The sequence below is a fragment of the Rhodococcus sp. P4_B6 genome (assembly GCF_056402215.1).
The window spans coordinates 1-20,758 of sequence record NZ_JBFUHV010000108.1; the positions used below are offsets into that span (position 1 = coordinate 1).

Sequence of the window (20,758 nt, forward strand, 5' to 3'; positions counted from 1 at the left end):
GTCTCGGGTGATCTCGGATGCGGGGTGGTCGGAGTTCCGGTCGATGCTCGAGTACAAGGCCGACTGGTACGGGCGGCGGGTGGTGGCGGTCGATCGGTTCTGTCCGTCGTCGAAGACCTGCTCGGTGTGCGGGGAGATCGCCGGGGCGATGCCGCTGAATGTGCGGGAGTGGGCGTGCCGATGCGGCGCCGTCCACGATCGGGATGTGAATGCGGCGAGGAACATTTTGGCCGTCGGACTGACGGTGGCAGCCTGCGGAGACGGTGTGAGACCACCCCGCACCTAACGTGCGGGACGGCAGCTGTCGGTGAAACAGGAACCGCGGGACGTGAGTCTCGCGGGGAATCTCGGTCGTTCAGGCCGAGAGGACGTCAATCCGCCGACCACCGAACATTTGGTGCCGCGACTCAAAGGCGGGCCCAGCATCGTGGCCAATGAGGCCGCCGCGTGCCGGCGGTGCAACGTGGACCGCGGCCACATCGGTCCGGTCGACTGGCTCGCGCAGTGCCGGCGTCGCCATGGATGGGCTCCACAGGCGACCCTGCTCGCGACGCTCCTGAACGCGCTGGACATCGAACTCGAGAACGTGGGTGGTCATCGCCGTGCCAGGCGGTACCTGTCCAGCCAACTACGACGCTGCCGGAGCAGTGACTGATGCGAGCCACGGCGCCGGACTGTCGTGATCGGAGTAGACACGCAGCGGGGAGTGAATTGGTCCGCCCCTGCGTGACTCGACCAGGTGTGGTCGGTCGATCCGTTATCGTCGACGGATGATCGATGACGCGACTCCGTCCGGTCCAACCCGCGCTCCGACGAGCACTCGGCGGGCGGTGCTCAACACGATGAAGGGTTCGGCAGGAAACCTCGTCGAGTGGTACGACGTGTACATCTACACGGTCTTCGCAACGTATTTCGAGGCACAGTTCTTCGACGAGAACGACTCCAACTCCACGGTGTACATCTATGCGATCTTCGCGGTCACCTTCGTCATGCGACCGGTGGGGTCTTGGTTCTTCGGCCGGTTCGCTGACCGTCGTGGCCGCAAGGCGGCTCTGATGCTCAGCATCACCATCATGTCGTCGTGCTCCTTCTTGGTGGCAGTCATGCCGACACGCGACACCATCGGGTATTGGGCGGCGGTCATCCTGGTCGTCGCCCGGCTCGTGCAGGGATTTGCCACGGGTGGCGAGTACGGCACCTCGGCGACGTACATGTCCGAAGCGGCAACCGCGAATCGGCGTGGCTTCTTGTCGTCCTTCCAGTACGTGACCCTCGTGGGCGGTCACGTCCTCGCGCAGTTCACGCTCCTGATCGCGCTCAGCGTTCTCGATGTCGAGGCGTTGCACGATTGGGGATGGCGGATCGGCTTCTTCATCGGCGGCGTCGCCGCCCTGGTGGTGCTGTGGATTCGGCGTTCGATGGACGAGTCGCTCAGCGAGTCGCATCTGAAGGCCATCCGTGCGGGTGAGGACCGGACAGCGGGTTCCTTGACGGCATTGTTCACCGAACACTGGCGTCCGCTGCTGCTGGTGTTCCTCATTACCGCGGGCGGCACGGTCGCGTTCTACACCTACAGTGTCAACGCGCCGGCGATTGTGAAGTCCACCTTCGGGGACGACCGGGCGCTGACGGCAACGTGGATCAACCTGCTGGGGCTGATCTTGCTGTTGCTGCTGCAGCCGGTCGGCGGCATCGTCAGCGACCACGTCGGGCGCAAGCCGCTGCTGATCTTCTTCGGTGTGGGTGGGGTCCTCTACACCTACGTCCTGCTCACCTACCTTCCGAAGACCACCTCGCCGCTGGTGGCGTTCACGCTGGTCGCGGTCGGCTACATCATCCTCACCGGGTACACCTCGATCAACGCGATCGTGAAGGCGGAGCTGTTCCCCGCCGACATCCGTGCCCTGGGTGTGGGACTGGGCTATGCGCTCGCGAACTCCGTCTTCGGCGGTACGGCGCCGCTCCTGTACCAGGCATCGAAGTCGGCCGGCCAGGTCGGCTGGTTCATTGTCTACGTGACGGTCGTGATCGGGGTCAGCTTGCTGGTCTACATCTTCGGGCTGAAGAACAAGGCGGTCACCGTGCTCGATCGCGAACAGGGGAGCGCGTGGGCCGTGCCCGCGCCTTCGGGTCCACGCTGATCCCCGCGGTTCGGGTGTGCGGGGGATGGGTGCCTGCTGTCTCGATCCGGCGACGAGCCAGGATTCGCGCGGCACGATCGGTGTCGATGTCCTCGCTCTCGGCGATCGAGTAGACCTCGGCAAGTGTGTCTCCGATGCGTCGGGTGCGTGCTCCGACTGTCTCCTCGCTCCAGCCGAGGACTTCGCGGCCGACCAAGTGAAATGCGCCGCCTGCGTTTGTGACGAAGTCGGGCGCGTATGTGACACCGCGCTGGTGGAGGATGTCGCCCGCCTCGTCGTCGGCAAGGATATTGTTCGCGGCGCCGACCACTGCGGAGGCGGGCAGTTCACCGGCGACCGCGCTGTCGATTACCCCGCCCATCGCGCACGGCGCGAAGATGTCGCAGGGCGTGGACCGGACGTTATCGATCTCGACAACATCGTGACCGGCTTGCCGAGCCCAGGCCAACCGCTCGGAGTCGGTATCCGAGACGAGGAGGCGCGCCCCGGCCTGCGACGCGAGGACGGCCAGTCCGCTGCCGACCGCGCCGAGGCCCTGAACGAGCACGGTGAGACCGTCGAGCGTCCCGAGTCCTCGGTGCAGGGCAGTCGCCTTCATCGCCTCGAAGACGCCCAACGACGTGTTTGATGCACTGGAACCGGCACCGCCACGCGCGGTGGAGCGGCCGAAGACGAACTCGGTGGTGTCGTTGAGAAGGTCCATGTCCGAGGAGTTGGTATTGACGTCGGGCCCTGTCCAGTAGTTGCCCCCGAGTTTGTCGATGTTCTCGGCGTGCAGAACAAGGATGCGTTTCCATGTGCCCTGGTCGATCTCATTGCGCGGAGCCGGGAGCGCAATGACCGACTTGCCACCGCCCATCGGCAGGTTGCTGACGGCCATCTTCAACGTCATTGCACCCGCGAGTCGGCCGGCATCGTCGAGCGCCTCACCGAAGGAGGCGTACTGTGCCGCGCGGGTGCCACCGGCGGCAGGTCCGAGTCGGGTCGAGTCCAAGCGGATGATGAAGGACGTCCCGGTTTCCCTGTCATGCCGCGTCACCGTCAGTTCGCCGTCCCAGCACAATGTCTTGTCGAGTCTCATACGGTCATGCCTTTCGAAGATGTTGCTTCGCCCGAAGCGCACAGTCACGATGCTCGACGTCCGGGCCGAAAGCTTCTTGTGAATCAGTGAGGAATCGCCAGATGCTGTTCTGCGAAATCCGCTGCGGTCCAGGCCATTGCGATGGCTCCGTCGAGAATGGCTCTGTCGGCTGCCGGACCGACGCAGGCGGCGGCGAATTCAGGTTGGTGGTTGACCGCGGGGTCACAGTCCAGGCCGAGCATGGGATGAATGGTGGGCACGGCGTGAGAGACGTTACCCATGTCGGTCGCGGCACCCGACATTCCGTCCGGTAGGTCAGGAAAGCTGCGACCGAGGGCTTCTGCATTCGCGCGGTACAGGGCAAGCAGAGTGGCGTCCGGACGCAAATCCGCGTAGTCGGGTCCGCTGGGCGTGATCGACATTGCACATCCGGTGGCCAGTGCCCCGGCCTCGAAGCAGCGTTTCACGCGCGCAGTGAGTGTGGCGAGTGCCTCCGCGGTATCGGAACGGACGATCCAGCGTCCGGCCGCACTGTCCGGGATCACGTTGACGGCGGTGCCGGCATCGGTGACGATGCCTTGAATTCGGTCGGTTCCCCGAGTTTGTTGTCGCAGTTGGCCTATCGCTACCTGCGCGATGAGAATTGCGTCGGCGGCATTGACCCCCAAATCGGGATAGGCCCCGGCATGGGCGGGCTTGCCTGTGTACGTTACTTCGAACTGGGAAACAGCCGTGCCGGGCATCGCCGCCATCTCGACGGCGGCGGGGTGGACCATCATCGCCGCGTGGAGCCCGTCGAAGGCTCCGCGTTCGAGCAGGAGGATCTTTCCGCCGCCGCCCTCTTCGGCAGGGGTGCCGAGGAGTGTGACGGTCAACCCCAAGTCGTCGACGAAGTCGGCCAGGCCCAGGGCGGCACCGACGCCGGCTGCGGCGATGATGTTGTGGCCGCACGCGTGCCCGATCTCGGGGAGAGCGTCGTACTCGGCGCAGATTCCGACATGCACCGGACCCGATCCGATGGTGGCGCGCACCGCCGTGGGCAGGTCGTAGCAGCCGCGCTGCACCTCGAATCCCCCGCTGCGGAGTTCGTCGGCGACCCACTCGCTGGCTCGGTATTCTTCGAATCCCAGTTCAGGGTTCGCGTGGATGCGGTGAGACAACCTCAGGAGTGTCCGTTCGCACCGTCGGATCCTGTTCTCGACAGCAGCCTTCGCTCCGACGGCAGCCGGGGTCATGAGCGCGTGGACGCAGGTGCGGGGGCAGTGTGAATCGATGCGGGCCGGGTTGCGGCGTCGTACGCGGCTCGGGCGCCCGTTGCACCCATGCCGCTGTCGCCTGCGGGCTCGTAGAGCCTCTCCGGGCCACCGCCCTGCCACTGGTTGATCCACGTCACCCCGGCAGGGATGCCGGCGGCTGCGGCGGCGTGGTCGGGGTTGTGCGTGTAGACGGTGGCCCCGAGCGCAAAGCGTGACGAGCCGGCGCGCTCGAGCGCCTCCCCGAACGAGGAGACGACAACGATCGGGGCGAGCGGGCCGAACGTTTCCTCGGTCATCACCAGCATGGAGTCGTCGACGTCGGTGAGCACTGTTGCTGGGTAGAAGAACCCCTTCCGCTTCGGGATCACGCCGCCGATGCGGACACGAGCGCCACGCTCGACGGCATCGGTGACGTGCCCGTGGACGATGTCGCGTTGGCGTGCATCGACCAACGGCCCCAGCACGGTTTCGGCGTCGTGGCCGTCACCGAGGGTGTAGGTGGATGCAATGTCGACCAGGGCGTCGACGAACGCCTCGGCGATGTCCTGGTGGACGTAGATGCGTTCCATGGACGTGCAGATCTGTCCGGTGTTGACGAACGCACCGAAGGCGATCGCGGCGGCGGTTGCGACAGGATCGACCCCGGAGTCGACGATGACCGGGTCCTTGCCGCCGAGTTCCAGGATCGACCGGCACAATCGCCCACCGGTTCCAGCGCCGATCCGGCGGCCGGCCTCGACGGAACCCGTGAAGTGCACCAGCCGGATCTGCCCATGCTCGACGAGCGGTGCCCCGGCTCGGGCGTCACCGAGGACGAGGTTGACCACGCCTGGAGGCAGCGTCGAGAGCTCGAACAGCCGGGCGGTGGACAGTGGTGAGCGTTCGGACGGCTTGACCACGACGGTGTTGCCTGAGGCGAGGAGCGGCCCGAGCGCCCCCAGCACCATCGGCACGGGGAAGTTCCACGGGGTGATGACGGCGGTGGCGCCGAGCGGGTGACGCAGGATCGTCGTTCCGCCGCCGTCCGCGCAGGGGAGGGTTTCGACGAAGGGATAGGTCAGAGCCTCGTGAACCGCGGTCCGAAACCCCTGGACACCACCTTCGATGAAGGTTCTGCCGAGGGCGACCGGCTTTCCCATTTCCTGACATTCGAGCTCCGCGAGTTCCTCGGCGTGTTCGGCGATCTCCGCGGCCCACCGTGTCAGGTATTCCACCCGTTCGGCGACCGGCAACTCCGCCCACCCGGGCTGCGCCTCGACTGCCGCCTCGACGGCGCGGTCGACGTCGTCGGCCGATCCTCCGGGGTAGTGTGCGATCACCTCTTCGGTGGCGGGGTTCACCACATCATGCAGCGACACGCTGTGGGAGTCCACCCATTTTCCACCGATCAAGTTCTGCAAGGTCTTCATGTGAAAGGTACTGCCTTCCCTGTGATTACGAGTTAGCGGATGCGGTCGGCCATGAGCTCGCCGACCATGATCGCTGTCAGGTTGGTGTTGGCCCGCGGGACGGACGGAAATATCGATGCGTCGACCACCCGCAGCCCGTCGGTTCCGAGGACCCGACAGGACGGATCGACCACGGTGTCCGCGCTTCCGGTTGCACCCATTCGGCACGTACTGGTGGCGTGCTGGACATCGCTCACGGTCGCGAGCAAGTAGTCGTCGAGCTCGCTGTCACTGTCGAGCACCGAGAACAGGGCCCTGTTCTCGGTAACGAGCGGCCCATGCGTGATGGCGGCGACCGCCGGGTCGCGGGCGAGTTCGACCAGGTTGCGAATCCCGTCGCGCAAACGGGACAGGTCCCGCTCGTCGGAGAGCATCCGGGTGTGAACCTGGGGTTGATACGCCGGGTCGGCCGAGGTCAGCGTCAACACACCGCGGGAGTACGCCTGGTTCACCCAGACACCGAACGCACCTGCCAGCGCACGCATGTCAGGGTTGGCCATGGCGACGACATTCTGATTCTGCGACACGAACATCATGTCGCCGGTGGGGGCGCCGGGCTCGCTCGTGTAGCGGACGCAGACGTTGGTGTGCCGGTCGTCCGGGCTTTGGATCCCTGCCTCGTCGATCAGGGGGATCGACACCACCGCCATCGGATGGTCTTGCAGACCTCGACCGACCGGAAGATCGTGGCGCACCTCGATCCCCACCGAGCGCAGATGCCCGGACGGTCCGATTCCGGAGCGCATGAGAATCGCCGGAGAGTGGACCGCGCCGGCGCTGAGTATCACCTCGTCGGCGTGCTCCGTCACAGCGGTGCCGTCGACGATGGTCCGGACGCCGATCGCGCGGACTCCGGCGAAGAGCACGTGGTCGACCAGGGCGTTGCCGCGGATCGTCAGGGTCGAGGATTCGCGTGCGGCCTCGAGGTAGGCGTCGTTGACGGATACTCGGCGCCCGGATCGTGAGTTGATCGGGTAGGGCGAGACTCCTATCGCGTGGGGCGCATTGACGTCCGGGGCCCAAGCATGCCCGGCGGACAGTGCAGCCGTGCTCAGCGCGGTATCGACGGATCCCCAATTCTCCTGGGGCATGCGGCAAATCGGAGTCGGTCCACCTCGGCCGTGATAGGCCTCGTCGCCGTACTCTTCGTCGTCCTCGAGCTTGGCGAAGTACGGCAGGACGTCGTCGGGTCCCCAACCCGCGCAACCCCAGCTGACCCAATCGTCGAAGTCCTCTACCGGGGGTCGAATCGCGATCTGTCCGTTGATCGAGGAGCTGCCGCCGACCCCTCGACCTCGCCAGTAGGGTGCAGGCTCTTGTTTCTCTGTCCGCGCCGCGTCGAGCCCCGACCAGACCAGATTTTCGGTCGCCGTCGGGTCGAGCAGTGCTCTGATCGGGTTGGGTGACCGCCACGCCTCGTGCATGTGCGCGGAGCGATAGTCCGGTCCTGCCTCGAGGAGCAGGACCCGCTTGCCTTTTTCGGCGGATCGGACCGCGAGCGCGGCCCCCGCCGAACCTGCACCCACCACGATGACGTCCCAGCCTGTTTCGGTCACAACAAACCTCCGTAACGAGTTGCGCGAATGAGGTCTCCGGGAGCGCCCGGGTCCTGCCGAGTAGGATTCCGTAGGCGAAGGATTCAGTCAAGAGTGAATGTTCATTTTAAATTGATCGAATGGAGGTGGCGGTGTCCGACAGCGACAAGAGGGCTTCCCTCATCGAGGACTTCGGTGTGCATATCGGCGGTGCGATGGGCTGGCCCCCCATGGCGGGTCGAGCCGCGGGCGTGCTGATCCTCAGCGAGGCGCCGATGACCATGGCGCAATTGCAGGATGCGCTCGATGCGAGCAAGGGATCGGTGTCGGAGACAACTCGGTTGCTCATGACCACCGGCACCGTCGAACGATTCAAGGAGCCCGGAAGTCGCCAGTTCGTCTACCGTTGGCGCGACGATGCCTGGATCGGATGCTTACAGCACCAACTCGAGCAGACCACCGAACTGCTGGCGCTGGCGGAGAGTGCCCGAACCCGGGGAGAGGACCTCCCGCCCGAACAGCGCGCCCGCTTCCACGCGATGCACGAGTACTACAGCTTCATGGTCAGCCGACTCGAGTCGCTCCTTGCGGAGTACACGGCCGCGTTCAACGCTGCGCAACCCTGACCCGACAGGCAGGCGTCGTCGTCGTCGGCTATGGGTACGGCGACCGCGCAGCGAGCCCCTGTGCGGCCGCCGCGGCCCGCACGGCGTCGATCACCAGTTGCAGCGGCTGGCGGTGTGCTTCCGTCCCCCGATGGGCGATGGAGATCGTCCGCATGACCGGTTCGGTGAGCGCGACGACGTCCATGCCCGGCGGGCGCAGCGTCAATCCGAGATCGGAGACGAGGGTAACTCCCAGGCCCGCGGACACCATCGCGAGTGCCGTCGCCTGCTCGCCGACCTCATGGTTGATCTTGGGTTCGAATCCGCAACGCTGACAGGCCGAGCGCACCGCGCGGCCGAAATGCGAAGTGGGTCCCGCGAGGATCCAGGGATGCTCGGCGAGGTCCGCCAACGCAATGGTTCTGGCGGACACCGTTCCCGGTGGCAGCGCTGCGTGCAGTCGCTCCACCGCGATCACCACTCTGGTCAACTCCGGGTCCCACGGCATCGGGTAGTCGGAATAGTTGATCACGAACGAGAAGTCCAGCGAGCCGTCCCGTACTGCGACTGCGGTGTCCTCCGGCGCGAGTTCTTTCGTCCGCACCTCGATGCCGGGATGTTCGGCGGCCAGCAACGACAGCGCACTCGGCAGCAGGCCCGACGCGACGGACGCCCACACGCCAACGGTCAATCGGGCGGTGACGCCCTCCTGCGTTTGCTCGAGGGCGGAGGTCGCGCGGTCCACCGATCGCATGATCTCCTCAGCGTGCTCGGCGAGGAGCAGGCCGATCTCCGTGAGTTGTACCCGCCGACCACGCCGCTCGAATAGCTTTGCGCCGACGTCGCGTTCGAGCTGGGTGAGCTGTTGGGATACCGCGGACGTGGTGTAGTGCAAGGCCTGCGCGGCGGCTGTCACGGTGCCTCGGCGGTGCAACTCCCGAAGCATCCGCAACCGGCGCAGAGACAGCTCCATGCCCCCAGCCTATGCATCCGGTCCGAACCGTCCAATCGGACCACGCGTCGCGCTGTGTAGAAAGCGTGAACGCAATCATTCAAGATTCTTAACTGGACGCCCGGTCACCGGGGAGCGCACTCTGACGTCATCGGCCGAATGGCCGAAACGGCGATGATCTTCCGAGGACGATTGGGGTAACTCGAGGTGACGACGACGACGGAATCCGGGTTCGGGCGCACCCCCGAGCACCGTGAGTACGACCACCGTGAGAACACTGCGCCGCAGCGTCGGGTCGATGTGGCGACCGTGCGCAGCGGTGAGCCCCTGCTGCGTATGACCTGGTCCGATCCGGTCACCGGAGCTCAGGGCTACCTCGTCGTGCACACGTTGGTGTCCGACCTGGCCACCGGGGGCACCCGCATGCGGGCAGGCTGCACGATGTCGGAGGTGGAGGACCTGGCCGGCGGCATGGCTGCCAAGACCGCGGTTTTCGACCTGCCCGTCGGCGGCGCGAAGGGTGGCATCGACTTCGACCCGAAGGACCACCGCGCCGTCGGTGTGCTGGAGCGGTTCTGTCAGGCGATGCGCCCGTGGCTGGACGCGCACTGGGTGACCGCGGAGGATCTGGGGGTGCCGCAGCATCTGATCGACGACGTCTTCGCGCGGCTGGGTCTTCAGCAGTCCTACCATGCGGCGATCAGGCGTGCGGAAGATCCGCAGAGGACTCTGCGCCGGGTGCGGGCCGCGTTGAACGCCCCGGTGGCCGGCGGTTTTCTGCTGGGCGATGTGATCGGCGGTTACGGAGTCGCGCAGGCCTGCATCGGTACCGTGAATGCAAGTGGATGGGCTCCGGCCGACACCACGGTGGCAATCCAGGGCATCGGCACCATGGGGGGCGGCGCGGCCTGGTACCTGCACGAGGCCGGTATGCGCGTGGTTGCTGTCGCCGACGCCGTCGGCACGCTGTACTGCCCCGACGGCCTGGACGTTCCCGCGCTGCTCGACCTGCGGAACGGCTACGGCGAGATCGACCGCTCCCGCGTCCCCTCGCATGTTCAGCGGTTGCCGCGCGCGGCTGTGATCGCCACTGCGGCAGACATCCTCGTCCCGGCCGCGATCTCCTATGCGATCACGACGGACAACGTCGACCACGTCGCCGCGAAAGTCGTGATCGAAGCTGCGAATGCCGCGACAACCCCGCAGGCCGAGGCGGTGCTCACCGGCCGGGGCATTCCGGTGGTCCCGGACTTCGTTGCCAATGCCGGAGCAGTCGCCTGGGCCTGGTGGGTACTGCTCGGTCAGGTCGGCACCGACCCGGAGGACTCGTTCCTGCGGTTGCGTACCGAGATGCTGGCCAAGGTCGCGTTGCTGCTCGGCCAATGGATGCTGGACGGCGTGACGCCGCGGCACACTGCGTGGGACCTCGTCGCGGCCAACCGCCGCGCGCCGGCACCGGGCGATCCTCTGGCAGTGCCGCTCACCATCCCGTAAACGGTCCGGCCAACGACTCCGTTCTCAGGACAGCAGACCGACCAGGAGGCTGCGCAAGGCATCCTCGAAGAGGTCCCGATCGGTGGGCGCAGGAGTTGCGTCAGCGGAGATCGCCCTGGCCACGTGCGGATACGTATGGCTGTCGATCGGGGGAAGTGCGGGCTGTGAAGCGAGCTCGCTGCGAGCGAACAACGTCGTGACTCCCGTCGCCATCGCGATCGCTTCAAATTTTGCCCGACTGGAGGCCGTGACTGGTTCGAGTACCTGCAGGCAGTGGTCCAGCCAGGCCAGGGCTTCGGGACCGAAGGCGGGCGATTGCTGGGTGACGTCGACGAGCCAGGAGTGACGCCGATACAGGTGCAACTGTCGACGTGACATCTCGAGCATGGCGTCCAACCACTGATCATGGCCGGCTGGGTACGGGCGGAGCTCGCGCATGACGTGATCGGTCATCAGCGCGAGAAGTTCGTCCCGCGATGCCACGTACCGGTACAGCGACGCTGCACCGGTACCCAGCGATGCGGCAACGGCCCGCATGGACAGACCGGCCAAGCCTTCGTGATCCGTGAGTGTTATTGCGGCGGCAGCGATGTCGTCGCGGCTGTGCGCGGGGACCGGACCTCGCCGGCGCGGCGGTGTCTCCCTGGCGGAGGCATTGTGTTCGTGGGGTCGGTGTGGGTCGTCGCTCACCTCACAATCCTAAACTGCGAACACTGTTTGCTATTGTTGTGCACGCATTCAGGGAGGCAGAGATGCAAGAGCGGGTTGAACGAGCGGGCGACGTCGTCCTGCACACAGTTGGTGACGGCCCTGCTCTGGTGGTCGTTCATGGCGGCGGGGTGACGATCGATTCCTATCGCCGACTGGCGCGCAAACTGTCGGATAGCTTCACCGTGCATCTCTATAACCGACGCGGACGCGCAGATGCGCCGCCCCGTTCGGAGCCCTACGACGTTCAGCAGGACGTCGACGACCTGCGGACGGTGCTCGAACACACCGGCGCAACTGACGTTATCGGCCACAGCAGCGGTGGGTTCATCGCCCTGACGGCGGCCCTGCAACTGCCCATCGTGCGTCTCGCGCTCTACGACGCAGCAGTGTCCGTGAACGGTCTCTTCCCCGCGCAGTGGCTGGACAGCGCCAGGGCAGCGGCCCGGGACGGCGACGTTGCACGCGCGATGGCGATCACCGGGGCCGGCATCAACACCCAGTCGCGGGCGAGCACCCTGCCACTGGGGGTGCAGATCGCTATGAGCCGACTGTTGTTGCGCACTCCCGTCGGGCGCACCATGGGTGCCTTGTTGCCCATGACGTTGGACGAGTCGCAGGCAATCGCACGCGCCGACGGTCCGCCGAGCCGCTGGGCGGGGGTGACTGCGGAGGTTCTGTTGCTGAGGGGTGCGGACGGACCGCCCTATTACGAACAACTCAACGATGCCCTTGCTGCTGCACTGCCCCACGCCCGTGCAGCAGCGGTCCGCGGGGGCCATGACGGCATCAACCGCGCCCCGGCCCAGCTGATCCGGACGTTCGCGGCCTTCTTCGGACCTACGGCGTCAAGGTAACGATGAGTCCGCTGATCTGGGATTCTTGCGCTGGTTGGCAGTGAAGCGCGCCTTCTTCTGGCGATTCCCGCACGTATTCATGTCACACCATTTGCGGGTGCGACTTTGGCTGGTGTCGAAGAAGGCGGCCTGGCAGGTCGGCGATGCGCACAGGGCCAATTTTCCGTCTCGTTCGCCTGCGATGATGCTGATCGCGTCGGCGGCGATCACGCCCAGGGCATCTTCCACGCACGACGCCGAGCTGAGCCGCCATCGACGATTGCCCTCGGGCGTCAGGATCGCTGCGGCCCGGCCCTGAGCGCTGCGGTCATTGATGACGTGGACAGCGGATGCGGGGAGAGGTTCGTGTATCGCGGCCGCAGTCGCGGCGGCGTGAATCGCCTCCCGCAGTTCCCGAGCGAGGTCGAGCTGGGCGGCGGTGCAGGAGTCCACGGCGAGGCCGCTCACTGCCAGCCAGTCGACGAGTCGCTGCGGCGTGGGAATGCGCTCCACGGCGTCGCCGCGACGCTCCGTCAGAGTCGCCGTGAAGCTGGTCGCCAGCACGCTACCGAGGCGGAAGTCGGGGAACTCGGCACGCATGGAACCACCTTAGCTGGTTGTGCGACGGCATGAAGGCGTGCTAGAACCGGCTTAGACGGTTCGCAAAAGTTCCTAGCCGGTTCCACGGTGACCAGGAGGTCTCATGCCCCGCCCAACCAGCGACGTCCACGCATTCGAAGCCCACGCACCCGACGCCGATCTCGACGATCTGCGCGCGCGACTGGCCGCGGCGCGACTACCGGAGGCCGAGACGGTCTATCGCGCCGCGCCCGGCCCTCGCCGATGGGAACAGGGCGTTCCTCTCGCCGACCTCGTCGACGTCGTGGACTACTGGCGCACCGGGTACAACTGGCGGTCGTTCGAAGAACGCCTCAACCGGATCGGCCAGTTCCGCACGACCGTCGACGATCTGGGAATCCACTTCCTGCACCGCCGATCCGCGCGCGCAGATGCCACTCCGCTGGTCCTGACGCACGGCTGGCCCGGCAGCATTGCCGAGTTCGTCGATGTCGTAGACGAGCTGGCCGATCCGAAAGATGCAGACGCGCCGGCGTTCCACGTCGTCGTCCCGTCGCTGCCGGGATTCGGTTACAGCGACAAGCCTGCCACCACCGGGTGGGGAACCGAAAAGATCGCGGCCGCATGGGTAGAACTGATGGGACGGCTCGGCTACAGCAAGTTCGCAGCCCACGGCGGCGACTGGGGAGGCAACATCACCACGGTCCTCGGCGGCCGGTTCCCGGCGCACGTTCTCGGCATCCACACATTGTTCGCGGAGGCACCACCCGGTTTGACGACGGACGGGCTGACGGCGGTCGAGCGCAAGTGGACCGAGGAAACCCGCGATTTCTGGCACCACCGCGCGGCGTATGCGAAGCAGCAGGCGACCCGACCGCAGACCATCGGTTACTCGCTCGTCGACTCGCCGGTCGGGCTGCTCGCCTGGATCCTGGACAAATTCGCCGAGTGGTCGGACACCGAAGACAGCCCGTTCGAGACGATGTCCAGAGACAGAATTCTCGACGACGTCACCCTGTACTGGCTGACGCGGACCGGCGCATCGGCGGCCCGCATCTACTACGAAAGCCACAACTCGCTCGATCCCGAACTCCGGGTCGACGTCCCGTCGGCAATCACCATGTATCCCCGCGACATCGAGAAGTGCCCGCGCCCCTGGGCACAAGAGCGGTACCGACACATCGTCCGATGGAGGTCGCCCGAAACCGGGGGACATTTCCCCTCGCTGGAGGTTCCGGAGTATTTCGTCAAGGACCTGCAAGAAGGCCTCGCGGCAGTGCTGGCCGCCAATCGGTGAACGCGGCGGGGTCGACCCTTGTGACCAGCCGCTCCAGGCGCGCAATGCGTTCCCATCCAGGCGACCGCGGTCGACGCGCCGGACAGTTGCAACGCGATTTACGGCGCACTTCCGGAACCTCAGGGTGGAGTCGAGTACAGGGTTTCGCATCGTGCTTTGACGAGTTCGAGTGTCTCTGCGACGAGCGGATGACGTGCGGCGCCCTTGCGAGTGGCGGCAACGATCTTGCGGGCGGGCACAGGTTCACCTGACAACCTGATTCGGGTGACTGCCCACTCCGAACTCAGTAGCCACAGCCGTGGCACGAGCATGACCCCCATATCCTGAGAAACTATTGCCGCACCGGTCTCCCACTCGTCGGCCTGGTGAGCGATGTTGGGTGTGAATCCGGCTGCGACGCAGGCGGTCACGGTGAGTTGGTGGTATGCCCCACCAGGGGTCCCGACCACCCAGGGCTCGTCAGCGGCGTCGGCGAGCGTGACTCGTCGGCGGGATGTCAATGGATGATTCGCGGGCACGACCAGATCCAACGGGTCGTCCACCAGCAACTGTTGATCAAAGCGGAGATCGTCCAGGGGAGGGGAGTCCGCGGTCACCATCACCAGGGCGAGGTCCGCCTCCTCCATCTGCAGCAGCCTGAAGCATTCGGCGGGATCGGCCTGAACCAGACGCACGCGGAGGCGGGGATGGCGATCGCGCAGAGTTTTGCCGGCATAAGGCAGTAATTGTGTTGACGCCGTTGAAAACCCACACAAGGTGTACGGGCCGGACGGCTCGTCCACCGTTTCTGCGAGCTCGCTCTGGGCTAACTCCCACTGAGCCCGCATGATGGCGGCGTGCCGTAACACGGTGCGTGCAGCCGGTGTGAGTTTGATGCCGCGGCCCGAGGGCTCGATCAATTCGACCCCGAGTAGCTCCGACAACTGGCGCAGTTGGTAGGAGATCGCCGATGGAGTGTATGAGAGGGCCGCCGCAGCGGCTGTGACAGTGCCGTAGTAATCGACTGCCTGCAGGATCTTGAGCCTGGGGTCAAGCATCGGACCGTCCGAACTCGAGTAGTGCCTTCACCCGATCAACAATAGATGCAGTATCTTGTGCGCCGCCGCCGTTGTGCAGGTTCCTCACTGCTTCCGGGTGGGAGCGAGAGCAGCTATCCCTTTCCACGGGTGTCGATTCGGGAGTTCCACTGGGCGGGTGCTGGGCCGAATTCGTAGTGATGTCCGAGGGATTCAGCCGGAAGTAGTTCGGTTTCGCTGTCGTGGTAAATGACGAGGACGTGTTCCTGGTCGTGTGCGGTCGATGTGGTGAGTATCTGGGCCCATTGGCCGGTGCGGTGTCCGCACGGGTTGAGCCTTCGGATGAAGGATCCCGGGCGAGCAGGTGAACTGGTGCTCATGGTCATGGATGGTCCTTCGAGGTTGGGAACAGGGTCTTCCGCCGAGTCACTTCTCCGATGGCAGAGTTGGGCCACCAGCCCAGGCCATGACGACCGGGGCTGCACTGCGGTTKTGGATGCGGTGGGGAACGGTGGGCGGCACGGCCCACGCGTCACCTGCCTCGAGGAAGTACTCGTTCGAGCCGTCGTCGAGGTACCCCTCGCCGGAGACACAGAAGAACACCTCCCAAGTACCCGCGTGACCCTGATCCACATCACCGGTGTCGCCCGGCTGAACCGTGGAAGTACCGAACCACATCGCGTCGTTGCGGAAATACTCCCGACACAGCTCCGGGCCCTCGTAGAAGACCTCAGCGTCGTCCTGCCGAATGATGTACGGGGTGTCCGTCGTCATGATCGTGCTCCTTGATGATTTGCGGGAAACTGCTTCGCCGCGCGTGCCCGCAGCGCCTCGATGACATTGGTGCGCAGCGAGATTACAGAGAGAGGCTCCACCCGCGAAGTGCCCGGCGTGCGGACGCCCTGCGCGCCCAGCCGGCACACGTGCGCATCCGCCCTCGAGACGAAGTCGTGCTGGAGCTTGCTCACGTCGATCGCCAGTATGAACATCCCGACCCCGGGGTTTTCCGCGCCCGAGTCGAAGGACGGAGCGTCGATCGACCAGTTCCCGCCCGACATACCCGCAAGCAACTCGACCATCCATGCGATGTTGGCACCCTTGTAGCCGCCGAACGGGAGCATGGCCCCGTCCAGCGCAGCTTCGGGGTCGGTCGTCGGTTTGCCGGCGGCGTCGATCGCCCATCCCTCGGGGATCGGCCGACCGTGCGCCGCCGCCTCGCGGACGTTGACGAACGCGGCCGCGCTTGACGACTGGTCGACGGTCATGACCTCGCCTGCCGGCCGGGGGAACGAGTACGACATCGGGTTCGTGCCCAATACGCGACCGGTGCCGGGCGCAGTGGCGAGAAGCGCGTTGGAGTTGATAGCGCCGAGCGCCACGAGACCGTGCGTCGACAGGCGCTCGGTGAACCACCCGAGCTGGCCACCGGCGAATGCTCCCGACTGCAGGAACATCGCCACCCCCTCGGACCGTGCCGCTGCGACGAGATCGTCGATCACCGCATCGAATCCCGTGTGGAACGGCCCTCCGTGAGCGTTGCAGGAGAGGATGGCAGGCGCGAGTCGGTCCACTGTAGGTATTGCAGCCGCATCCAGACGGCCGTCGTCGATGGCGCGAAGATAGTCGAGAAGGTGAGCGACGCCGACTCCGCGCATGCCCCGGTCCTCGGCGAATAGGGCGGCGTCGACGAGTAGTTCGGCTACTTCCTCCGATGCCCCTGCACGTTTCATCGCGCTCTCGGCGAGTCGGGCGACCTCCTCTCGCGGGACCGGCAGCTCGAGCAATGCCGTCATGCGTGGTGTCTCCTTCGTTGTCTGTGGTGTGTGGTGGGGCCGCGCTGTTTCCACTGGATGGCTCCGAATACGGCCGCTCGCATCTGGATTGGACCGATGCGGTCTCGGTAGAACAGGCTGCAGTGGGCCTCGACTACTGTCGAAGCCCACTGCCGGGTGCCGGTCAGCCGTGGGCGGTCAGGATCTCGGGCTCGTCCCGCAGGTGCGGGTACACGTGCGTGAACCACTGGGTCTTGTACTCGCCGCAGGTGAACGGGTTCGGGTCGGCCGGGTGTTCGGCATCGACACAGGTCGGCAGCGTCTCGACCGGCGCGTCGAAATCGAGATCGATGAAGAACGCGACCGAGTAGCGCTCGGCGCCGCTCTCGTTCACCACACGGTGGACCGTCGACGAGTACTTCCCGTTGGTCATCTTCGCGACCAGGTCGCCGATGTTGATGACGAAGGCGTCCTCGACGGGCGGGGCGGTGATCCACTCACCGTCCTTGTTCTGCACCTGCAAACCGCCGATGTTGTCCTGGGAGAGGATGGTGAGGATTCCCTTGTCGGTGTGGGCACCGATGCCGATCGCCTGGTCGTCGTCCGGGTTCTGCGGCGGGTAGTGCAGGAGTCGCTGGATGGTGATCGGGTTGGTCTGAATGCGCTCGAAGTAGTCGGGTTCGAGCCCCAGACTGATTGCGAATCCACTGACCAGTTTGCGGGCCAGGGTCCGCATCGCGGCGTAGTACTCGTCGCAGGTCGCCTCGAACTCGGGGAAGTCTGCCGGCATCAGGTTCGGTCCGAAGAACGGCGCCACGGTGTCCTGCTTCGCGCCGTAGTCGAAGGCCTCCTTGAGATCTGCGGTCTTCTTGTCCTGGTCCGCATTCTCGGCGGACGGCGGGATGTAGCCGCGCACCGTCGGGCCGGACTTCGCGACGTGCACGTTGTCCTTCACATCCTCGGGCAGGGCGAAGAACTCTTCGGTGACTGCGTACATGCGCTTGACGAGGTCGGAGGGAACACCGTGGTTCTTCACGTAGAAGAACCCGACCTTCTCGCACGAGTCCCCGATCTGACGCGCGACGCCCTCGGGGTCACTGCCGTCGACAAGGGCTGCGACATCGATGACCGGGATCTCGTGGAATGCGGTCTGCTTGCTGGCGAACCGGTTGACAGATGCTTCGGACATGGAGTTACTCCTGGGGTCTGTTTGTTTGATGAGCCGATGTGTCGGGCTGACCGCCGGGGCGGTCGCTCAAAGGCGACACATGAATGGTTACGCAGATCACTGCAGCAGTAAAGCGCATAAATCTTGACGTAACCGTGCGAAAAATTTTCACAGTCAGGGTGCTGACGCCGATGCCCGGTGACGTCGGGCCGCGACCCAGAAATAGTTGACGCGTGAGCGGGGCGGGTCGTCACGCCGGAGGGCGTCAGGGTCGAGGATTTGCGGGTCGACCAAGCCCTGACCTGCAGATGGGATCTGTCAGTCGGCGCCCGCTCGTCGTTCGTTCGAGTGTCCCCCACTTATGACTCATCTTGGACGATCTTGGAAGCGAACCTCGCGGGCTATGACCTGTCGCACACACACTCGACTGATCAGCGGCACGTCCGACGCCGCATCCTTGTCCCAGTCTCCGGTGAAGGTTCGAGGCATTGACCGATTCGTTGTTCACGCCCATCGCATTGGCGAGCGCCTTCGATTTTCGGCTGGCTCGACGTCCCGCTAGCCGGCCGCCGACTGAACAACACAACAACGCCAGATAGAACCAATCGGCGGTGGACGCCGATGCAACCAAATGAAGTAGGAGAACATGAAGCCTGAGATCATCGTCATGCTGACGCACAATGACGTGACGGTACCGAATGCCCGCGAGGTGTTCTACGAAGCGGCGGATCTACCGGTGACGTTCTGGGGGTTCAAGGACGTCGGTCTCTCGACGACGGAGTCCGAGCGGTTGGTCGCAGACTTTCGCGAGGCCGGCAAGACCGCAGTGCTCGAGGCCGTCAACTTCAGCGAGGCCGAAATGTTGGAGGCGGTGGCGTTCGCAGCGGATTGCGGCATCGAGTTCGTCACCGGCGGCCAGTTCACCGAGACGGTCCGTGACCGGGTCCGGGAAGCCGGTATGAAGTACTTCCCGTTCTGCGGCGCGACCAGCGGCCCGCCGATCAGTCTGGCCGGATCGATCGAGGACATCGAACGAGACGCGGCCCGTCTGCTGGATCGCGGCGTGGACGGCGTCGATCTGGTTGCGTACCGCTCCACCGGGGCCGACCCGGTCGAGCTGGCGCGGCGTCTGGTGACGGTGGTCGGGGGCGAGCAGATCATCGTCGCGGGCAGCATCAATTCCGTCGATCGGATCCGGCTGATGCACGAGATCGGTCCGATGGGCTTCACCATCGGCGGTGCACTCTTCGAAGGCGCGCTGCTGCCCGGCCAGTCCTTCCGGGACAATCTCCTGGCCGTCGTGGAGGTTGGAGATAACGTCAGCGAGGCGCGGCGATGAGCTGGTATGTCCTGGGTGTCGATGTGGGCACCACCGCGATCAAAGCGGCGCTCTTCGACGAGGACGGCACCGAGATCGCCGAGCACGCAGAGGAATACGACCTGCTGACTCCGCGGGCCGGCTACGTCGAGCTGGAACCGGGCACCTACACCGAAACCTTCGCCGAGGCCGTGGCCTCGCTGCTGCGGGAATCCTCGGTGGACGTGCAGCAGATCCGTGCCCTGGGTCTGTCGGCTCAGGGCGAGACGATGCTGTGTCTGGATTCCGCGGATCGGCCGCTGGGCCGCGCGATCGTCTGGATGGACAACCGCGCTTCGGCGGAGTCCGACGAGCTCGAGGCGCACTTCGGCCGGCCCACCATCCACGCCGTCACCGGACAGCCTGCGATGGATCCGATCTGGCCGGCGGCGAAGATTCTCTGGCTCGAGCGGAACGACCCCGATCGGTTCGCCGCGACCGCGCGGTTCGCCCTGCTCAAGGACTTCCTCGTGCAGCGGCTCACCGGCCGACTGGTCAGCGAGGATTCGCTGCTGTGCTCGACCCTGTTCTGGGACATCAACACCCGGAAGTACTGGCCGGAGATGCTCGACTACCTCGGTATCGACACAGAGAAGCTGCCCGACATCGCGGACCAGGGCGAGATAGTCGGCGCGCTCACCGAGTCAGCGGCCACCGAGCTCGGCCTGCCCGCGGGGTTGCCGGTCTCGGTGGGCGCGCTGGATCAGGCGTGCGGTGCGCTCGGCCTCGGGAACGCCGTGCCGGGACTCTTCAGCGAGAGCACGGGGTCGGCCCTGACCACCGTCACCGTCGTCGACGAGCTGCGGCTCGATGCGGCTGGGCGGGTACCGTGCTTCGCGGCGGCCCTGCCCGGCCAGTACATGCTGCACACGTTCTCCACCGGCGGGATGGTCATGCGCTGGTTCCGCGACGAGTTCTGTTCCAGCGAGCGCCGGGTCGAGGAGCTGTGCGGGATCAACGCCTATCAGTTGATCGACGAGGAGGTGCGTCGGGTCGATCCCGGCTCCGACGGCCTCGTGGTTCTCCCGCACCTGCAGGGCTCCGGCCCGCCCGACCTCGACCCGCACGCCCGAGGTGCGTTCTTCGGTTTGACGCTGTCGCACACGAAGCAGCATCTCTCACGCGGGATCATGGAAGGTGTGGCCATGGTGCTACGCCGCATGATCGAGTCGACCGAGGACCTCGGCGTGGAGATCACGGAGATCATCTCGCTGAGCGGCGGCGCGAAGAGCGCGGCGTGGTGCCAGATCAAGGCGGACGCCACGGGTCGGCCCGTGCATACGGTCAAGGGCGCCGGCAGCGCAGCCTGCCGCGGCGCCGCGATCATCGCGGGCGTTGCCGCCGAATTGTGGCCGTCGGCGATCGACATCGCCTGCGCGGGACTGGAGTTCAGTAGCACATACAAGCCCAACGCCGCGAACGCCGCCATCTACGACGACCTGTACACCCGCTTCCTAGCCCTGCAAGAGGCGACGAAGTTGCTCCCCCGACCCGCGTCCATCGCGAGCTGAAC

General features: G+C 65.6%; 20 protein-coding genes. 9 read left to right on the forward strand and 11 right to left on the reverse strand.

Going from position 1 to position 20,758, the window contains the following annotated elements; genetic code table 11:
* The 3 genes from AC1DWT_RS34275 to AC1DWT_RS34285 form a co-directional block, all read left to right on the forward strand.
* A partial coding sequence (locus AC1DWT_RS34275) for a zinc ribbon domain-containing protein (protein WP_477924080.1) occupies nt 1-286 on the forward strand: 286 nt, incomplete at its 5' end.
* 42 nt (nt 287-328) lie between these two features.
* Nucleotides 329-655, forward strand: coding sequence for an HNH endonuclease (locus tag AC1DWT_RS34280; RefSeq protein ID WP_477924081.1), 327 nt, complete (start codon nt 329-331; stop codon nt 653-655).
* Nucleotides 656-770: 115 nt separating this feature from the next.
* On the forward strand, nt 771-2,141 hold the full coding sequence (locus AC1DWT_RS34285) for an MFS transporter (RefSeq protein WP_072946818.1): 1,371 nt from the start codon (nt 771-773) through the stop codon (nt 2,139-2,141).
* Here AC1DWT_RS34285 and AC1DWT_RS34290 read toward each other — a convergent pair.
* The 4 genes from AC1DWT_RS34290 to AC1DWT_RS34305 form a co-directional block, all read right to left on the reverse strand.
* A complete protein-coding gene (locus AC1DWT_RS34290; RefSeq protein ID WP_244163628.1) occupies nt 2,077-3,222 on the reverse strand; it encodes a Glu/Leu/Phe/Val dehydrogenase dimerization domain-containing protein in 1,146 nt (381 codons plus the stop codon). The genes AC1DWT_RS34285 and AC1DWT_RS34290 overlap by 65 nt on opposite strands.
* Before the next feature lie 83 nt (nt 3,223-3,305).
* Nucleotides 3,306-4,457: a M20 family metallopeptidase gene (locus AC1DWT_RS34295; RefSeq protein WP_072946817.1), complete on the reverse strand. Its 1,152-nt coding sequence runs from the start codon at nt 4,455-4,457 to the stop codon at nt 3,306-3,308.
* On the reverse strand, nt 4,454-5,887 hold the full coding sequence (locus AC1DWT_RS34300) for an aldehyde dehydrogenase family protein (RefSeq protein WP_072946816.1): 1,434 nt from the start codon (nt 5,885-5,887) through the stop codon (nt 4,454-4,456). Before AC1DWT_RS34300 ends, AC1DWT_RS34295 begins: the two co-directional genes overlap by 4 nt.
* Nucleotides 5,888-5,919: 32 nt before the next feature.
* Nucleotides 5,920-7,482, reverse strand: coding sequence for a GMC family oxidoreductase (locus AC1DWT_RS34305; protein ID WP_072946815.1), 1,563 nt, complete (start codon nt 7,480-7,482; stop codon nt 5,920-5,922).
* A 131-nt stretch (nt 7,483-7,613) separates the two neighbouring features.
* Here AC1DWT_RS34305 and AC1DWT_RS34310 point away from each other — a divergent pair, with 131 nt between their 5' ends.
* Nucleotides 7,614-8,087 carry a GbsR/MarR family transcriptional regulator gene (locus AC1DWT_RS34310; RefSeq protein WP_244163627.1) on the forward strand — a complete coding sequence of 158 codons (474 nt, stop codon included), beginning with the start codon at nt 7,614-7,616 and terminating at the stop codon, nt 8,085-8,087.
* Between the two features lie 28 nt (nt 8,088-8,115).
* Here the strand turns inward: AC1DWT_RS34310 and AC1DWT_RS34315 are convergent, their stop codons facing one another.
* Nucleotides 8,116-9,039 (reverse strand): LysR substrate-binding domain-containing protein, encoded by a 924-nt coding sequence (locus AC1DWT_RS34315; RefSeq protein WP_477924083.1) that lies wholly within the window; start codon nt 9,037-9,039, stop codon nt 8,116-8,118.
* A gap of 186 nt (nt 9,040-9,225) precedes the next feature.
* Here AC1DWT_RS34315 and AC1DWT_RS34320 point away from each other — a divergent pair, with 186 nt between their 5' ends.
* Nucleotides 9,226-10,512, forward strand: a complete 1,287-nt coding sequence (locus AC1DWT_RS34320) for a glutamate dehydrogenase (RefSeq protein ID WP_477924084.1) — start codon at nt 9,226-9,228, stop codon at nt 10,510-10,512.
* Nucleotides 10,513-10,536: 24 nt separating this feature from the next.
* On the opposite strand, the gene AC1DWT_RS34325 is transcribed toward AC1DWT_RS34320, so the two are convergent.
* Nucleotides 10,537-11,202 carry a TetR/AcrR family transcriptional regulator gene (locus tag AC1DWT_RS34325; RefSeq protein ID WP_072946811.1) on the reverse strand — a complete coding sequence of 222 codons (666 nt, stop codon included), beginning with the start codon at nt 11,200-11,202 and terminating at the stop codon, nt 10,537-10,539.
* 62 nt (nt 11,203-11,264) lie between these two features.
* Between AC1DWT_RS34325 and AC1DWT_RS34330 the strand changes: the two genes are divergently transcribed.
* Nucleotides 11,265-12,077: an alpha/beta fold hydrolase gene (locus AC1DWT_RS34330; protein ID WP_477924085.1), complete on the forward strand. Its 813-nt coding sequence runs from the start codon at nt 11,265-11,267 to the stop codon at nt 12,075-12,077.
* On the opposite strand, the gene AC1DWT_RS34335 is transcribed toward AC1DWT_RS34330, so the two are convergent.
* Nucleotides 12,069-12,656: a CGNR zinc finger domain-containing protein gene (locus AC1DWT_RS34335; protein WP_387485821.1), complete on the reverse strand. Its 588-nt coding sequence runs from the start codon at nt 12,654-12,656 to the stop codon at nt 12,069-12,071. The two genes, AC1DWT_RS34330 and AC1DWT_RS34335, sit on opposite strands and share 9 nt — an antisense overlap.
* A gap of 103 nt (nt 12,657-12,759) precedes the next feature.
* On the opposite strand from AC1DWT_RS34335, the gene AC1DWT_RS34340 reads away from it, so the two are divergent.
* Entirely contained in the window at nt 12,760-13,932 is a 1,173-nt protein-coding gene (locus tag AC1DWT_RS34340; protein ID WP_206014973.1) for an epoxide hydrolase family protein, read from the forward strand.
* A gap of 119 nt (nt 13,933-14,051) precedes the next feature.
* Here the strand turns inward: AC1DWT_RS34340 and AC1DWT_RS34345 are convergent, their stop codons facing one another.
* The 4 genes from AC1DWT_RS34345 to AC1DWT_RS34360 form a co-directional block, all read right to left on the reverse strand.
* A complete protein-coding gene (locus tag AC1DWT_RS34345; protein WP_072946807.1) occupies nt 14,052-14,969 on the reverse strand; it encodes a LysR family transcriptional regulator in 918 nt (305 codons plus the stop codon).
* Between the two features lie 405 nt (nt 14,970-15,374).
* Nucleotides 15,375-15,722, reverse strand: a complete 348-nt coding sequence (locus AC1DWT_RS34350) for a cupin domain-containing protein (protein ID WP_477924086.1) — start codon at nt 15,720-15,722, stop codon at nt 15,375-15,377.
* Nucleotides 15,719-16,741: an Ldh family oxidoreductase gene (locus AC1DWT_RS34355; RefSeq protein ID WP_477924087.1), complete on the reverse strand. Its 1,023-nt coding sequence runs from the start codon at nt 16,739-16,741 to the stop codon at nt 15,719-15,721. The genes AC1DWT_RS34350 and AC1DWT_RS34355 overlap by 4 nt, the downstream gene beginning before the upstream one ends.
* Nucleotides 16,742-16,904: 163 nt before the next feature.
* On the reverse strand, nt 16,905-17,909 hold the full coding sequence (locus AC1DWT_RS34360) for an isopenicillin N synthase family dioxygenase (protein ID WP_206014975.1): 1,005 nt from the start codon (nt 17,907-17,909) through the stop codon (nt 16,905-16,907).
* Nucleotides 17,910-18,534: 625 nt separating this feature from the next.
* Here AC1DWT_RS34360 and AC1DWT_RS34365 point away from each other — a divergent pair.
* Both AC1DWT_RS34365 and AC1DWT_RS34370 read left to right on the forward strand, forming a co-directional pair.
* A complete protein-coding gene (locus tag AC1DWT_RS34365; RefSeq protein WP_477924089.1) occupies nt 18,535-19,227 on the forward strand; it encodes a beta/alpha barrel domain-containing protein in 693 nt (230 codons plus the stop codon).
* A complete protein-coding gene (locus AC1DWT_RS34370) occupies nt 19,224-20,756 on the forward strand; it encodes a xylulokinase (protein WP_477924090.1) in 1,533 nt (510 codons plus the stop codon). The genes AC1DWT_RS34365 and AC1DWT_RS34370 overlap by 4 nt, the downstream gene beginning before the upstream one ends.
* Nucleotides 20,757-20,758 lie beyond the last annotated feature (2 nt).

Bases quoted from the DNA above. Each gene is read 5' to 3' on its own strand.
- AC1DWT_RS34285 (WP_072946818.1), top strand. From the start codon at position 771: ATGATCGATGACGCGACTCCGTCCGGTCCAACCCGCGCTCCGACGAGC.
- AC1DWT_RS34290 (WP_244163628.1), bottom strand. From the start codon at position 3,222: ATGAGACTCGACAAGACATTGTGCTGGGACGGCGAACTGACGGTGACG.
- AC1DWT_RS34295 (WP_072946817.1), bottom strand. From the start codon at position 4,457: ATGACCCCGGCTGCCGTCGGAGCGAAGGCTGCTGTCGAGAACAGGATC.
- AC1DWT_RS34300 (WP_072946816.1), bottom strand. From the start codon at position 5,887: ATGAAGACCTTGCAGAACTTGATCGGTGGAAAATGGGTGGACTCCCAC.
- AC1DWT_RS34315 (WP_477924083.1), bottom strand. From the start codon at position 9,039: ATGGAGCTGTCTCTGCGCCGGTTGCGGATGCTTCGGGAGTTGCACCGC.
- AC1DWT_RS34330 (WP_477924085.1), top strand. From the start codon at position 11,265: ATGCAAGAGCGGGTTGAACGAGCGGGCGACGTCGTCCTGCACACAGTT.
- AC1DWT_RS34335 (WP_387485821.1), bottom strand. From the start codon at position 12,656: ATGCGTGCCGAGTTCCCCGACTTCCGCCTCGGTAGCGTGCTGGCGACC.
- AC1DWT_RS34340 (WP_206014973.1), top strand. From the start codon at position 12,760: ATGCCCCGCCCAACCAGCGACGTCCACGCATTCGAAGCCCACGCACCC.
- AC1DWT_RS34345 (WP_072946807.1), bottom strand. From the start codon at position 14,969: ATGCTTGACCCCAGGCTCAAGATCCTGCAGGCAGTCGATTACTACGGC.
- AC1DWT_RS34355 (WP_477924087.1), bottom strand. From the start codon at position 16,741: ATGACGGCATTGCTCGAGCTGCCGGTCCCGCGAGAGGAGGTCGCCCGA.
- AC1DWT_RS34360 (WP_206014975.1), bottom strand. From the start codon at position 17,909: ATGTCCGAAGCATCTGTCAACCGGTTCGCCAGCAAGCAGACCGCATTC.
- AC1DWT_RS34365 (WP_477924089.1), top strand. From the start codon at position 18,535: ATGAAGCCTGAGATCATCGTCATGCTGACGCACAATGACGTGACGGTA.
- AC1DWT_RS34370 (WP_477924090.1), top strand. From the start codon at position 19,224: ATGAGCTGGTATGTCCTGGGTGTCGATGTGGGCACCACCGCGATCAAA.